This window comes from Shimazuella soli (assembly GCF_022511585.1).
GTDB lineage: Bacteria > Bacillota > Bacilli > Thermoactinomycetales > Thermoactinomycetaceae > Shimazuella > Shimazuella soli.
Window position 1 is genome coordinate 865944 of the sequence record NZ_JAKWBN010000001.1, and the last position, 13973, is coordinate 879916.

General features: G+C 38.1%; 15 protein-coding genes and 1 riboswitch. Of the genes, 12 read left to right on the forward strand and 3 right to left on the reverse strand.

From position 1 onward, the window contains the following. Nucleotides 1-45 precede the first annotated feature (45 nt). Nucleotides 46-885 carry a DUF2935 domain-containing protein gene (locus MK805_RS04700; protein WP_240874102.1) on the forward strand — a complete coding sequence of 280 codons (840 nt, stop codon included), beginning with the start codon at nucleotides 46-48 and terminating at the stop codon, nucleotides 883-885. Here MK805_RS04700 and MK805_RS04705 read toward each other — a convergent pair. The 3 genes from MK805_RS04705 to MK805_RS04715 form a co-directional block, all read right to left on the reverse strand. Further along, the gene (locus tag MK805_RS04705; RefSeq protein WP_240874104.1) at nucleotides 863-1912 is read right to left on the reverse strand and encodes a Ger(x)C family spore germination protein; all 1050 of its coding nucleotides are present in this window, start codon (nucleotides 1910-1912) and stop codon (nucleotides 863-865) included. The genes MK805_RS04700 and MK805_RS04705 overlap by 23 nt on opposite strands. Before the next feature lie 65 nt (nucleotides 1913-1977). After that, nucleotides 1978-3078: a GerAB/ArcD/ProY family transporter gene (locus MK805_RS04710; protein WP_240874105.1), complete on the reverse strand. Its 1101-nt coding sequence runs from the start codon at nucleotides 3076-3078 to the stop codon at nucleotides 1978-1980. A 1-nt stretch (nucleotide 3079) separates the two neighbouring features. After that, the gene (locus MK805_RS04715) at nucleotides 3080-4582 is read right to left on the reverse strand and encodes a spore germination protein (protein WP_240874108.1); all 1503 of its coding nucleotides are present in this window, start codon (nucleotides 4580-4582) and stop codon (nucleotides 3080-3082) included. Between the two features lie 124 nt (nucleotides 4583-4706). On the opposite strand from MK805_RS04715, the gene spoVAE reads away from it, so the two are divergent. From spoVAE to MK805_RS04770, 11 genes are all read left to right on the forward strand, one after another. After that, entirely contained in the window at nucleotides 4707-5078 is a 372-nt protein-coding gene (gene spoVAE, locus MK805_RS04720; RefSeq protein WP_420833051.1) for a stage V sporulation protein AE, read from the forward strand. A gap of 3 nt (nucleotides 5079-5081) precedes the next feature. Then, nucleotides 5082-5657, forward strand: coding sequence for a stage V sporulation protein SpoVABEA (gene spoVAEA / locus MK805_RS04725; RefSeq protein ID WP_240874111.1), 576 nt, complete (start codon nucleotides 5082-5084; stop codon nucleotides 5655-5657). A 66-nt stretch (nucleotides 5658-5723) separates the two neighbouring features. Further along, complete coding sequence (gene lysA, locus MK805_RS04730; RefSeq protein WP_240874112.1) at nucleotides 5724-7049, forward strand: diaminopimelate decarboxylase; 1326 nt, start codon at nucleotides 5724-5726, stop codon at nucleotides 7047-7049. A gap of 232 nt (nucleotides 7050-7281) precedes the next feature. Next, the gene (locus MK805_RS04735) at nucleotides 7282-8193 is read left to right on the forward strand and encodes a COX15/CtaA family protein (protein WP_240874115.1); all 912 of its coding nucleotides are present in this window, start codon (nucleotides 7282-7284) and stop codon (nucleotides 8191-8193) included. A gap of 69 nt (nucleotides 8194-8262) precedes the next feature. Next, nucleotides 8263-8409, forward strand: a riboswitch (FMN riboswitch). A gap of 134 nt (nucleotides 8410-8543) precedes the next feature. Next, a complete protein-coding gene (gene ribD, locus MK805_RS04740) occupies nucleotides 8544-9617 on the forward strand; it encodes a bifunctional diaminohydroxyphosphoribosylaminopyrimidine deaminase/5-amino-6-(5-phosphoribosylamino)uracil reductase RibD (RefSeq protein ID WP_255724506.1) in 1074 nt (357 codons plus the stop codon). Further along, the gene (locus MK805_RS04745; protein ID WP_240874119.1) at nucleotides 9577-10269 is read left to right on the forward strand and encodes a riboflavin synthase; all 693 of its coding nucleotides are present in this window, start codon (nucleotides 9577-9579) and stop codon (nucleotides 10267-10269) included. Before ribD ends, MK805_RS04745 begins: the two co-directional genes overlap by 41 nt. Nucleotides 10270-10287: 18 nt before the next feature. Then, entirely contained in the window at nucleotides 10288-11481 is a 1194-nt protein-coding gene (locus MK805_RS04750; protein WP_240874121.1) for a bifunctional 3,4-dihydroxy-2-butanone-4-phosphate synthase/GTP cyclohydrolase II, read from the forward strand. Between the two features lie 18 nt (nucleotides 11482-11499). Then, the gene (ribH, locus tag MK805_RS04755; protein ID WP_240874123.1) at nucleotides 11500-11976 is read left to right on the forward strand and encodes a 6,7-dimethyl-8-ribityllumazine synthase; all 477 of its coding nucleotides are present in this window, start codon (nucleotides 11500-11502) and stop codon (nucleotides 11974-11976) included. Nucleotides 11977-12039: 63 nt separating this feature from the next. Then, on the forward strand, nucleotides 12040-12729 hold the full coding sequence (locus MK805_RS04760; RefSeq protein ID WP_338057481.1) for a segregation and condensation protein A: 690 nt from the start codon (nucleotides 12040-12042) through the stop codon (nucleotides 12727-12729). Then, on the forward strand, nucleotides 12729-13328 hold the full coding sequence (gene scpB, locus MK805_RS04765) for an SMC-Scp complex subunit ScpB (RefSeq protein WP_240874128.1): 600 nt from the start codon (nucleotides 12729-12731) through the stop codon (nucleotides 13326-13328). Before MK805_RS04760 ends, scpB begins: the two co-directional genes overlap by 1 nt. Before the next feature lie 125 nt (nucleotides 13329-13453). Further along, nucleotides 13454-13792, forward strand: coding sequence for a hypothetical protein (locus MK805_RS04770; RefSeq protein ID WP_240874131.1), 339 nt, complete (start codon nucleotides 13454-13456; stop codon nucleotides 13790-13792). The last annotated feature ends 181 nt before the right edge of the window (nucleotides 13793-13973 follow it).

The window sequence follows — 13973 nt, forward strand, 5'->3', positions numbered from 1 at the left end:
GATCTATCTAATAAGATGATACAAATAAGAAGAGGGGGGAAATAGATGGATAAGTGTTATATTTCTCCGTGGGAAGAGCATCAATTTTGGTTAAAAATATTAGATGATCATGCTCATTTCGTTAGAGATTATTTATCTCCAGCAGAAAAAGAGTTCGTAAGGACTGCCAATCAGTACATTGAGCAATTTAGATATTTGAGAAGAAGGTTAAAACAAATTGATCCTTATTTGGATGTTTCTTCACCGGAATTGATTCATTTTGCCAGAGAAGTTCACCCTGTAGCATATGGATATTTTGCTTTAGAGTCTAACTTAGAATATTTAAGACTAAGAAATAAAGTAAATCTCAACCTGACACCTTCTTTTTTAACGGGAACTCTTTTAGAAAATCAAGAGTATCTACGAATTTTAGGTTATTTTTCTTGCGGGAAAGAGGCTCCGCCTTTGTCTCTTGTTCAACTGCTTGATTTATGGTTAGAAGATCAAGCGGGACATGCTGAGCTACTCGCGAATGGATTAGATCCATTGGAAGGGGAGATCATTGCCAAATCACAAGTGTTATCCAGACAATTTATATCCTTTTTATTTCACAATCGAAAAATAGCACAAATGGAACATTTTACACATGAAGACGTACCCCAACAGAAGAAATTTGTCCATCAAATAATCGTAGCTGTAAATGAGTTCAACCAATTGGTCATTCGTGTTTTGCATGAATATAAGGATAATCAATTGTTAAGTAGATTGACTTACCGATTTCTCGAGCATCATCTTCCTGAGACATGTTATTTTTTAAAGAAATTATCTTGTTATGTTCCAAATCAAGCAGATATACCAGATTGTATGCTTATCCCACCCTACTTCAATGACTCACTCCGGTATTGATTAAGATTAACTTTGTCCGGATATTTATTTTTGCTTTAGCATACTGATCGAACCATTCACCTTTGATTTTTTTCCATTGATCATACTTGAATGCCCTTGCATAAACCCCAAAGCCAATAGGGTCAATCTTTTTTTGTTGGATTTTTCGTATTAGGTTGTTGTATTCTTTATCCAACTGTTCCTCGATGATTTTGTTCTGAAGGTCAGCATGTTTTTCTGCATCTAAAAAGAACATTCTTTCTACTAAATCAGCATATAAAGTTAACTGAACATCAAATTGATAATGCCCATTTACAATTCTTGTATCTACTTTTCGTTTGATTTTTTTAATTTGTATACTAATACGTTTAAGTTCTTTTTTTGCATGAATTTTATCAGAAGTGATATTCATACTCAAAGGAATTTTATCTGTAAAGAATGCTTGTATACTTAATGCTAAAGGGCTTTCTGATAAATTTAATGTTGTGACATAAAAGCCTTTATGTGAGAGTAGTGCCATACCTGTGATCTTGGGCTCATTATGGATAACTTTCATCGCTGGTACCATGGGAGTGAATCTAGTATCTAATTGTTGGGCAACGTACTGCTGTAAATTTGGATTGGTAATGATACCACTATAAAATGAGGTATCTATCATATTTCTTATTACAGCACTTAAACGACCTTTATCACTCATATTCGCGTTAAAAATATCCTCTACAGGTCCATCTATAAAAATAACCCTGCTATTTAGATCATCCTTGGGATCACGCAATATAACATCAAGGTATGGTAAAACAGCTCTATTCTGTAAGAGTTTTTTTCCAATTAGGATAGTTTGAATTTTCCCCTTTACTATGCTTCCTGGGCTTAATGAATCAAATCGGTATCTGGCTTCTCGTAAGCTTTTTGCTGTTACCTTGATATGATGATCTTTCTTTTTCGCATCTGTATTGAAGACAGGAGTATCAGCAAAAAAGACCAGTTCATTTTTCTCATTTAAGTCAATACCAAGTAATAAAATAATGTCTGATTTCTCCAAATACATCTGGTCTCCGCAGCCACTCATAAGCAAACACAAACTCAAAAATATAAAGGAAATCCACCTAATTTTCATCCTTTTACTTGCCCCTTTCGTAAAGCTAAAAATACTTTGCTATATAACCAAAGTAAGACGGGGAATGCGAAGGCAAAAATAAGACCCAGATTAGCGAACCATTTTTTGAAATAGATGATAGGTTGAAATCCGATAATCGGAGAATATAAGAGGATAATCCAAAGAAATAATATCCCGACAAGAGCGTATTTTTTTAGCGAAGATCGCTGAATTAGTTGAGAAGTTCCAGATAAAGCCATATAAAGATAGGGGATGATCGTCATAAATAAAATAATGATATAAGCAGAAATGAAGATAATTTCCAAGCGTTCTAAAAAAGGAAAACGAATTAATTTAATGAGATCCAATGTTGGCCAAATAGCATAGGACAGCTCGGCTTCACTTAAGCGTACATAACTTAAAATAGTGACGAGTAATAACACAATAGCTGTCATGGTATTCGCTATGAACATGCCTTTATAGGCTTGTTTTTTATTTTTCAAATGAGGATACAAAAGATAGATGAGTTCAAAGCCCAAAAAGGAAAGTGCGGTTGTAGGAGTAGACTTAAAAATGGGCATCCAACCGTCTTTCACTATAGGAAGTAAGTTAAACCACATCCCATAATGTGCAGTAATTAGGATGATGGGGTACATCCATATGGTGACAAGAAAAGTAAGCTCTGCATAACGACTGATCATTGGTAGACCGCGTACGGTTATTTGGAAGATCGGAACAATAAAAAGTATCCCGAGCAAGATAGGGCTGGTATTGGGTAGAACCCAAACTTTAATGAGATAAACGGTATACATAAACACATAACTTGCAGCATACAACGTATAGATTATCCAGCAAAAAAGAATGCCTTTTCCGAGCCATTTTCCAAAATACTTGGGAAGTAAATCATAAAGCGTTTCATCAGGGTGTTTTTCTAAGGTGTTAACAATAAAGAATCCGATAATGAGACTGATGATCCACCCAAAGATGACCGCAATCCAGCCATCAATTCCACTAATCTGAAACAGATCGTGAGGAAGAGTTAAAACACCTATCCCAATCTGTGTTTTATAAATAATGAAGATATATTGACCAAAAGATAAAGGTGTTTTCTTTTGCATGCTATTCTTTTTCCTCTCCTAAACGTCTGGATTGCTGCGGGTTAACAGAGAAAGGCCTTTTCTTCATCCAGTTTAGCGGAACGCGTACAAAAACATCTTTCCAATCGATTAAATGAATGGGTGCAATGGGACTGCCAAAAGGCACACCAAGTGATTTGAGGGAAATGAGATGAGCGAATAGCACCATTAATCCTACTGATAATCCAACGATTCCAAATAGAGCAGATATGATCATGACAGGAAAACGAACCAATCGAATTGCACTGGACATGTCATAGTTTGGGATGATAAATCCGGCAATAGCAGTAACCGATACAACAATGACCATGATATTGCTTACAATCCCTGCTTGAACTGCAGCTTCTCCAACTACAATCCCTCCAACAACCCCTACCGTCTGTCCAATAGGATTAGGTAGACGTAATCCTGCTTCCCGAAGCATTTCAATCGCAATTTCCATTAAAATTGCCTCTAATATGGGTGGAAATGGAACTCTAGACCGAGATTCCCCTACAGATAACATTAAATCCAAAGGAATCACTTCATAATGGAAAGAAATAACAGCAATGTATAAGGAAGGAAGAATGATAGCTAAAAAAAATGCAGTCACTCGCAATAAGCGTAAAAATGTTGCAACAATCCATCTTGAACTATAATCATCTTGGCTTTGGAAAAATGCAGCCAGTGTCATCGGAGCAACGATCGCATTAGGGGAGTGGTCCATTAAAATTGCTACTCGTCCTTGTAAGAGATTGGAAGCAATATTATCTGGTCTCTCTGAAATCAAAAATTGAGGAAAGACGGTAAGTGGATCATCTTCAATCATTTCCTCTAATTCTCCCAAATCTAAAACTGCATCTTTTTTTATATTTTGAATACGATTTGTTACCTCTTGTACATAATCTGGATTAACTACATCTTCTATATATAGGATATATACTTTAGTAGGAGCGCGTTTTCCCACGGAATGTTCTTTCACCACTAAGTTATCATCTGTTACGTATCTCCGTATTAATGCAAGATTTATTTCAAGCGTTTCTACAAATCCCTGGTGTCCGCCTTTTAGAGACGATTCTATTTGCGGTTCTGCAATAGCACGTTGTGGCCATCCTTGTGTACAAAAAGCAAGTGCATGGGAAACGTTATCGATAAAGAGGATTGATTCACCTCGAAACATAGCTTTTTCAATATCAACCCAAGAATTCAACTTTTGCACACTTCCTATTGGAAGTGGTATTTCAGGCTGGAATATTTCACTGATGCTGTCCAGATGAAACATTAAGGGTCGTAATAGATCTTCATTTATGGAGGCTTTATCATTGAGACAACTAAAAAATACCAATGCAACATTTTCTTCCCCTTTTGTTTGGAAAGAACGAATAATCAAATCAGGGCTATGGGAGAATCTATTGGATATGTATTCTATATTCACCATGATGTCACTGGAGACAGGATTGCTATTTTGATTGTTGTCTTGTGTGTTACTTGGATTTGTTTCCATCATTAAAACCTCATTTAAACTTCAGAATGAATTAAAGATAGTATTAGGAAGTTGTAGCTATTTATACAAAATCTTCAATTGTATCTTGATTAAGCATTTGGACATACTACCTTTCATATATCACATGATGAGGTGGGGTTTGTCATTGGGATCTTTTCTTAGTGCTTTTATTGTCGGAGGACTTATTTGTGTTATTGGACAATTAATGATGGATTTAACTCCACTTACCCCTGCACATGTTTTAAGTATTTTAGTAGTTGCAGGAGCAGTTCTCGATGGGGTAGGACTCTATGACCCATTAATTTCCTTTGCAGGTGCAGGGGCTACTGTTCCTATTGTTAACTTTGGCAATTCTTTGGTACATGGAGCATTACAAGCGGTAGAAGAAGAAGGTCTAATTGGAGTACTTTCGGGAATCTTTCAAATTACAAGCGCCGGAATCTCAGCAGCAATCATCTTTGGTCTTTTAACTGCGTTTATTTTTAAACCAAAAGGATAAATCATGGCTAAGCGACAAGTGATACTAGTCACCGATGGAGATCAAATAGCCAGAGATAGTTTGGAGCAGGCAGCTAGAAACATTGGCGGACGTTGTATCTCCTTATCTGCTGGAAATCCTTCACCGCTGTCTGGGGATGAACTGGTCTCTTTTATTCAGCAAACACCCTATGATCCAGTGCTTGTGATGTTCGATGACTGCGGATCGAGTAAGATTGGTGCCGGAGAGAGCAGCATGTATAGTGTTGCGACTCATCCAGATATAGAGGTGATTGGAGCGATTGTGGTCGCCTCTAATTGTATGAGAAGTCGAGGAACTCCTGTACATATGTCATTGGATTGTTACGGAAATGTAGTGAGTACAGGTGTGAATAAATTTGGTTACCATCAACAACAACGAACAGCAAGAATATATGGAGACACAGTAGAAATATTAAATCAGTTATTTATTCCTGTCATAATTGGTATAGGTGACATCGGTAAGATGCACCATCGAGATACGATGGCCATTGGTTCCCCCATAACAACCAAAGCTATACAGCTCATCTTAAACATTCATTATCAAAATGAGTGGAAATAATGCTTTCATCCTCTAACAGACTAGCGTATAGTAGAGTATTATTGGCACAAAGGGGAATATGGAGAAATGTATTTACATGGGACAGCAAAAATCAATCCTGATGGCAATCTAGAAATCGGATCTTGCGATACAACACAACTAGTAAAACAGTTTGGTTCTCCGCTATATGTGATGGATGAAACGAACATTCGCAATCAAATGAGACGGTTAAAATCAGCTTGTGAACAAACTTCCATTCCTTATCGTGTTGCGTATGCAAGTAAAGCGTTTAACACGCTTGCTATGTGTCGAATCGTAGAGGAAGAAGGATATTTACTGGATGTTGTATCTGGAGGGGAATTGTATACAGCAATTCAAGCAGGGTTTCCAGCAGAACGCATTTATTTCCATGGAAATAACAAGTCCACAGAGGAATTGAGAGAAGCAATAAATCATGGAGTAAAGTATATCGTAGTGGACAATATGGTAGAGTTGACCATGTTAGAGGATTTAGCAAGTGAGATGGGAAAAATTGTTCCGATTTTATTTCGAATCACTCCTGGAGTGGAAGCACATACTCACAATTTTGTGCAGACTGGCCAAGAAGATTCAAAATTTGGATTTGATTTATCAAGTGGACAAGCGAATCAAGCTGTCCAATACGTATTAGGAAGCTCATCCTTACTATTAAAAGGATTTCACTCACATATTGGTTCGCAAATTTTTGATGCAGATGCTTTTGCAGTTGCTATCAATCGTTTAGTAGAGTTAATCCATGAATGTCATAAAGAGTATGCTTTCTTTCCTACAGTCCTCAATATTGGTGGTGGCTTTGGGATTCGTTACACAGAGCAGGATACTCCAAGGTCGATCGAAGAAATAATTCAAGGGATAACAGCTATTATCGAAAAAGCATTTCCAGAAAGGTGTCCCGAAATCTGGTTAGAGCCAGGTAGATGGATTGTTGGAGAATCAGGCACAACACTTTATACGGTTGGAACGATGAAAGAGATTCCTGGAGTTCGCAAGTATGTGGCAGTAGATGGTGGAATCGCAGACAATCCGAGACCAGCTTTATATGATGCTAAATATGAAGCAATGCTGGCCAATCGAGCAAATGAAGAAGAAACTGAATTGGTTTCCATAGCAGGAAAGTGTTGTGAATCTGGGGATATGTTGATTTGGGATGTTCACCTACCACCTGTAAAAAAAGGAGATATATTAGCTATTAGTTGCACCGGTGCCTATAATTATTCCATGGCTAGCAATTACAATCGCTTACCCAAACCAGCTGTTGTGTTAGTTCAAAATGGTCGAGCTGAAATGATCGTGGAACGTGAAACATATGCAGATATTCTAAAAAAAGACAAAATTCCGTCAAGGCTTTTAAAACAAACCGTAAATCCTGTATAGAAATTATTACAAAATAGTGCACCTTTGAAGGGAACTCTCGTCTTTGCTTTCTCTCTAAAATTGATATAATTGAACCTGCAAGACATATCCTGTCTGTTTGTAAGCACTCTGATGGAGTGCTTTTTTGGATTTATGAGACTATCCTTCTGTAATTCCGACGTTTTTATGTCCATTCTAAGAATAGGGATTATCTATGTTACAATGTGTAATTGGATAGGGAGGGTCTATTCACGTGCATAAACAATATCGATATTTACGTGTTCTCACTTGGCTTACTGTATTTGGGGCTTATCTTATGCTTATCCACGGTTCCATTGTTACCATTACCGAATCTGGACAAGGCTGTGGAAATAGTTGGCCGGTATGCCAAGGACAACTCATACCAAGTAATGTATCTGTTGCCACTGTCATTGAATATAGTCATCGGATTGTTTCTGGAGGGGTCGGTTTTCTTATTTTATTTCTTGCAGTCTGGTGCTGGATTTCCTTTTGGAAAGAGAAAAAAATTCGTTGGTTAGCTTTTTACAGTTTGTTTTTTGTAGTGTTGCAAGGAGCTCTTGGAGCACTTACGGTTGTATTTCAAGGAGAATTTGAAAGAAATGCAGCTTTAGCACTTCATTTTGGATTTTCATTGGTTTCTTTTGCAAGTGTTGTATTGCTCAATATTGAACTAACTCGACGGATGAAAGAGAACCAACCTACTCGTTTTCCTGTAGGGAAAAAGTTCTCCATATTGCTTTGGCTGTATGTTATTTATACGTACATCGTCGTATATTCTGGTGCTTTAGTGCGTCATGCAGATGCTACAATGGCTTGTGGGTATCATGTTCCTTTATGTGGACCTCAGTTGTTGCCTAGTCTTTCTACACCTGCTGGCATTCAAGTCCTCCATCGGTATGCAGCTTTTTCATTGTGGATTTTGATGTTGGTATTACTTTTTGTTATTTTGGTAAAATATCAAGATAGAAAACAACTTAAGAATACGGCTTGGTTAGGCTTTATATTGATATCACTACAAGCAGTATCAGGAATCATTGTTGTTTTGAGTGGTGGACAATTACTTGCGGCGTTGCTGCATACTACCATTATTTCTCTATTTTTCACTGTCCTATTGTTTATGGCGACATCGAAAAAATGGAGTTAGCGGCTAACTATTGATTAGTACAATATGTTTGTGTTACGATGGCAATGATTTCGAATATAAGATATATACAGTGTCCTTCGGGGTAGGGTGAAATTCCCAACCGGCGGTGAGGTGCCATGAAGCCTAAGCCCGTGACCCGCAGAATCGCTAATATTCTGCGGTGGATTTGGTGAAATTCCAAAGCCGACAGTATAGTCTGGATGGGAGAGGGATAGAACGAACCTTTTTTGTTTGAACAAACATAAAGGTTCATTCGGCATGCAAGAAACCTCGACCAAAACACTAGTTTGGTCGTTTTTTTGTATAAGTCGTAAACTAGGAGGTATCAAGTGGGAATTCATGAACACTGGATGAATTTAGCGATTCAACTAGCAAAAGCAACGACTGGTCAAACTTCACCAAATCCTATGGTAGGTGCAGTTGTAGTAAAAGATAACCGTTTACTTGGAACAGGTGCCCATCTTAAAGCAGGAACACCTCATGCAGAAGTACATGCATTGAATATGGCGGCAGATGAAGCAAAAGGAAGTACGATATACGTAACCCTTGAGCCTTGCAATCACTTTGGACGTACACCACCTTGTACGGAGAAGATTATTGAATGCGGTGTAAAACGTGTAGTCATAGGTTCCGGAGATCCAGATTCATTAGTGGCAGGAAAAGGAGTTGCCAGATTAAAAGAAGCAGGAATTGAAGTCCTAGAAGGAGTAAAGAAACAAGAATGTTTACAGTTAAATGAAGCTTATTTTCATCATAGAAAAACAGGAAAACCTTTTGTTACACTAAAGACGGCAACGACGTTAGATGGAAAAATTGCTACCAAAAACGATGATAGTAGATGGATCACTGGTGTGGAATCGAGAGCATTTGTACATCAACTTCGCCACGAGCAAGATGCAATTTTAGTGGGCGCAAATACAGTAATCGCAGATGATCCAGAGTTAACGACTCGATTGCCTGAGGGAAATGGTATCCATCCAGTTCGCATTATTTTAGATAGCACTTTACGCACACCAATTACGGCAAAAATTTTAAACACGACGAAAGCTCCTACCTGGATTTTTACGACGGATGCCAAAGATCCTTTTAAAGAGGCTGCTTTTCAAGAAGCTGGTGTCCATGTATATTCAACTGGTTCTGATCCAAGAGTAAGTATCGAACAGATGTTAAAAATACTTGGCAGTAAAGGAATACTATCCTTGTTGGTAGAGGGTGGAAGCGAAGTAAATGCTGCCATGTTAAGAGGGAATCATGTAAATAAATTTGTTGCTTTTCTCGCTCCGAAATTGCTCGGAGGTGTAGAAAGTCCTAGCTCTATAGGAGGAGAGGGACCAGATAAGATGGCAGAGGCAATACCACTCCACCAAGTTTCTTGGAAGCAGTATGGTGAGGATTTATGCATTATTGGTTATCCCACTGCTTAAGGAGGAAAAAATTATATTTACAGGACTTATTGAGGAAGTTGGTCGTGTTGTACAGATTATACAGAGTGGGGACGGAATGGAGCTAACTATTTCTTGTTCCAAAGTCCTAGAAAACACCAACATAGGAGACAGTATTGCTGTGAACGGTGTTTGTCTGACTGTAACAGAGATGGGACAAGAATTCTTTGTTGCAGATGTAATGGCGGAAACGGTTCGGAAAAGTGGCTTGGCAAACTATCGTCCATCTACTGTAGTGAATTTAGAACGTGCAATGAAGGCTTCAGATCGATTAGGTGGGCATATTGTGCAAGGCCATGTTGATGGAGTGGCAACGGTACTGGAACGGTTAGATCATGGAAGTGCTACTTATTTTCAATTCCAATCCACTCCAGAAATTGCTGCACTATTAGTTGAAACGGGTTCTATTGCAATTAATGGGGTAAGTTTAACCTTAACAGAAGTTATCCAAGATACCTTTGCTGTATCTCTTATTCCCCACACCCTTTATCAAACTCAATTTAAAGTGCTCCAAGTCGGAGAATTAGTAAATATAGAGTGCGATATTATCGGAAAGTATTTATTTAAATGGAGAAGTACTGAAGCGAAAAAACAAGTATTAGATAAAGAAAAATTAGCAAAGTACGGCTTTTAATCTGGAAGGAGTAGAGAGATGTTTCATACTGTAGAAGAAGCACTTGAAGACTTGCGAGCTGGACGCATGGTAATTGTAGTAGATGCGCAAGATCGTGAAAATGAAGGAGATCTTATCTGTCTTGCTGATCAGGTTACACCAGAGATCATCAATTTTATGGTGACCCATGGACGAGGGTTGGTCTGCGCCTCGATTTCCAAAGAAAGAGCAGAAGAATTAGAGCTTACACCAATGGTTGCGTCAAATACAGAGCGACATGGAACAGCATTTACTGTATCAGTAGATGCGGATGACGTGACAACAGGTATTTCAGCAGCTGAACGTGCTACCACCATTCGCGCGCTGTGTGACCCCACAAAGAAAGCATTTCATTTTCGTAGACCGGGCCATATATTCCCATTGATCGCCAACCCTGAAGGTGTATTGGGACGTGCAGGTCATACAGAAGCTGCATTGGATTTAGCTAGATTGGCAGGAGGTACACCGGCAGGAGTAATCTGTGAAGTATTGAACGAAGATGGTAGCATGGCAAGATTACCACAGCTGGCTACTTTCTCCCAAAAGCATCAATTGAAAATGATCTCGATTCAAGATTTGATCCAATATCGTCGTTCCTCTGAACCACTGGTAGAACGCGTTGTTTCTATTCAACTGCCCACCGATTATGGAGATTTCAAAATGGTAGGTTATTCGAATACAGTCGATAATAAAGAGCATGTTGCAATTGTAAAAGGCGAAATTAATCCAGATGAGCCTATTTTGGTCCGGATTCATTCGGAGTGTTTAACTGGTGATGTATTTGGTTCTAAAAGATGCGATTGTGGTCCACAACTCCATGCAGCATTGCATCAAATTGAAGAAGCAGGTTCAGGGATTATTCTTTATATGAGACAAGAGGGAAGAGGAATCGGTCTTCTTAATAAACTACTGGCTTATAAACTACAAGAAGAAGGATATGACACGGTAGAAGCAAACCTACGCTTAGGATTTGCTGACGATTTAAGGACATATGATTTATGTGCGCAGATGCTCAAAGATTTGCAAGCAACAAAAATCAAATTAATTACCAATAATCCAAGGAAAATCAAAGGATTGGATGAACATGGTATTGAAATAGTGGAAACAGTACCTATCCAGCTTCCAACAGGAGAACATAACAAAAGATACATGGAGACCAAGAAAGAAAAGCTTGGACATCTCCTTCATCTATAAAAGTAAAGAGGTAGAGATATGGCTAATTTATTAGAAGGAAAGCTAGTAGCAGAAGGATTACGATTTGCCATTGTTGTCAGTCGTTTTAACGAATTTATCACACAAAAACTACTCACAGGTGCACAGGATGCACTTTATCGACATGGAGCTGAATCACAACATATCGACATTGCTTGGGTTCCAGGTGCATTTGAAATCCCACTGATTGCAGAACAGCTAGCTGCAACAGGTCGTTATGATGCTGTGATTACGCTTGGAACAGTAATACGCGGAGCAACCACCCACTATGATTATGTATGTAAAGAAGTTGCCAAAGGGGTAGCTGCTGCAAGTACAAAGTACCAATTGCCTGTTTTATTTGGAATCTTGACAGTCAATAATATCGAACAAGCAATAGAACGTGCAGGAACAAAAGCTGGGAATAAAGGACATGAAATTGCAGTGAATGCTATTGAGATGGCAAATTTACAAAAGGCAATAAAGGCTGTGATGTAAATTACAACGCTACAAATAAAACTAGATGCTTTTGAAGGTCCTTTTGATCTGTTACTACATTTAATTGATAAAGCAGAAGTAGACATTTATGAGGTGTCTATTTCTACCATTACGGATCAATATCTTACTGTTTTGAATGATGCAAAAGCATGGAATATGGAAATTGCTAGTGAGTTTATGGTGATGGCGGCAACGTTATTATCTTTAAAAAGTAGAATGTTGTTACCTCCAACTATAAAAGAGGAAGAACGAGAATCTGATTCTGATGAATGGTTGGATCCTAGAGAAGAGCTGATTGAACGCTTATTAGTCTATAAACAATTTAAACGTCTAGGGGATCAGTTGGAGGAACGAGAGAGTGAACAAAATAGGGTTTATTTTCGACAGCCTATGGATTTAACGCCTTATACTCCAACACAAAACCCGCTACAAGGTTTAGAACCAGAAGATTTATGGAAAGCATTATTTGCTCTACTGGAACAACAAAGAGAGATTGAGCAGCCTTTAACAAAATTGGCTAGAGAAGAAATATCAGTAAGTGATCGGATGGATCAAATTTATCAGGAGTTAGTACATAAAGGCGAGCTTTGGTTTTCTAAATTAGTAAAGGCAGAAGGTATTACACGTGAAAGATTAATTACGACATTTCTCGCTATCTTAGAGTTAATGAAAACCAAACCGCTAACTTGTATACAAATGGAATTATTTTCGGATATATGTATTCGGCTAGATCAAACAAAGGGGAACGTTTGATGGAAGCAAAAGCATGGAAGAGTATATTGGAAGGGATTATATTTGCTGCTGGTGTAGATGGAGTAAGTATAAAAGAACTTGCACAAATTACAGAGCTTCCAAAGCAAGAAGTACAACTGCTGTTAAATGAGATGCAATTGGAATGGAAACTGGATCATCGAGGGGTACAACTGACACAAGTTGCTGGAACTTACCAAATGAATACTCTTCCACAACATACACCTTACATTCAAAAAATGGCTCAAGCCCCAACTAGAGCGAGATTATCACGTGCAGCTATTGAAGTGCTTGCCATCATCGCGTATCGACAACCAGTTACTCGTGTTGAGATTGAAGAGATTCGCGGCGTTAAAAGTGATCGCATCATTCAACAACTGGAGAGAAAAGAGTTGATTCGACAAGTTGGAAGAGCGGAAGGACCAGGAAGACCCATCCTCTTTGGTACAAGCCGCCAATTTTTACAGTATTTTGGACTGAATAAAATCGATGAGTTGCCTTCTCCAGAATCGATTTTTCATTGGCAGGAATGGGAAGAAGATCGAAAAAATTTATATGAGCGATTAGGAGTAGAATCAGAAATGGAGAGTAAAATAGAATAATTGTTTTCATGTCAAGGGAACGCGCTTTCTGACGAAAATTTGGAAAAATAACCAAATAATAGTGGAAATTGTTTCTCGTTTTCGCTATAATCAAACAACAGGTGCGAGAATACGAGGGGGTTCCCATGGTAAACAATAAGGATATCATTTTGAAGGAATTAAGCGCAGTGAAAGAGGCCATTTGTGGAGTAAAAGAAGATATCATTCAGCTAAAACAGAATCAAGAGCGAAATGAGAAGATGATAACACAGTTATTGCAAATCGTTGGTTCTACAAATGCAAAGGTCGGTTCATTCGATGAAAAAATGATAATGCTTAAAGGGTCTTCTTCCGAGTTAGGTCATAATATGGAAATAATTATGGAAAAGATAAAAAAACAGGATGAGATGATGGATATACTAACAAAACGATCTCTTCACCAGGAGAAAGAAATAATGGACCTGAAACAAATAAAGTCAGCATAATTATATATAGGACCCAATGGGTCTTTTTTTTATTCATAAATAAATAATACACGAATAAATAGCCCAATTTTTTCTCTTTTGGTAGGTAAGAGAGTATAAATTTTATCTTATCTACAAAGCGAGACTAGGAGCGTAGCGACGTAGCGAGACTTGTGCCCTAGTCTGAGGTGCAAAGCGAGAC

Excerpts from the sequence above, each read along its gene's own strand:
- MK805_RS04715 (WP_240874108.1), bottom strand. The coding sequence starts at position 4,582 with ATGATGGAAACAAATCCAAGTAACACACAAGACAACAATCAAAATAGC.
- ribH (WP_240874123.1), top strand. The coding sequence starts at position 11,500 with ATGGCTAATTTATTAGAAGGAAAGCTAGTAGCAGAAGGATTACGATTT.
- lysA (WP_240874112.1), top strand. The coding sequence starts at position 5,724 with ATGTATTTACATGGGACAGCAAAAATCAATCCTGATGGCAATCTAGAA.
- scpB (WP_240874128.1), top strand. The coding sequence starts at position 12,729 with ATGGAAGCAAAAGCATGGAAGAGTATATTGGAAGGGATTATATTTGCT.
- MK805_RS04710 (WP_240874105.1), bottom strand. The coding sequence starts at position 3,078 with ATGCAAAAGAAAACACCTTTATCTTTTGGTCAATATATCTTCATTATT.
- MK805_RS04750 (WP_240874121.1), top strand. The coding sequence starts at position 10,288 with ATGTTTCATACTGTAGAAGAAGCACTTGAAGACTTGCGAGCTGGACGC.
- spoVAE (WP_420833051.1), top strand. The coding sequence starts at position 4,707 with ATGAGGTGGGGTTTGTCATTGGGATCTTTTCTTAGTGCTTTTATTGTC.
- MK805_RS04770 (WP_240874131.1), top strand. The coding sequence starts at position 13,454 with ATGGTAAACAATAAGGATATCATTTTGAAGGAATTAAGCGCAGTGAAA.
- MK805_RS04705 (WP_240874104.1), bottom strand. The coding sequence starts at position 1,912 with ATGTATTTGGAGAAATCAGACATTATTTTATTACTTGGTATTGACTTA.
- spoVAEA (WP_240874111.1), top strand. The coding sequence starts at position 5,082 with ATGGCTAAGCGACAAGTGATACTAGTCACCGATGGAGATCAAATAGCC.
- MK805_RS04745 (WP_240874119.1), top strand. The coding sequence starts at position 9,577 with ATGGTGAGGATTTATGCATTATTGGTTATCCCACTGCTTAAGGAGGAA.
- MK805_RS04700 (WP_240874102.1), top strand. The coding sequence starts at position 46 with ATGGATAAGTGTTATATTTCTCCGTGGGAAGAGCATCAATTTTGGTTA.
- ribD (WP_255724506.1), top strand. The coding sequence starts at position 8,544 with ATGAATTTAGCGATTCAACTAGCAAAAGCAACGACTGGTCAAACTTCA.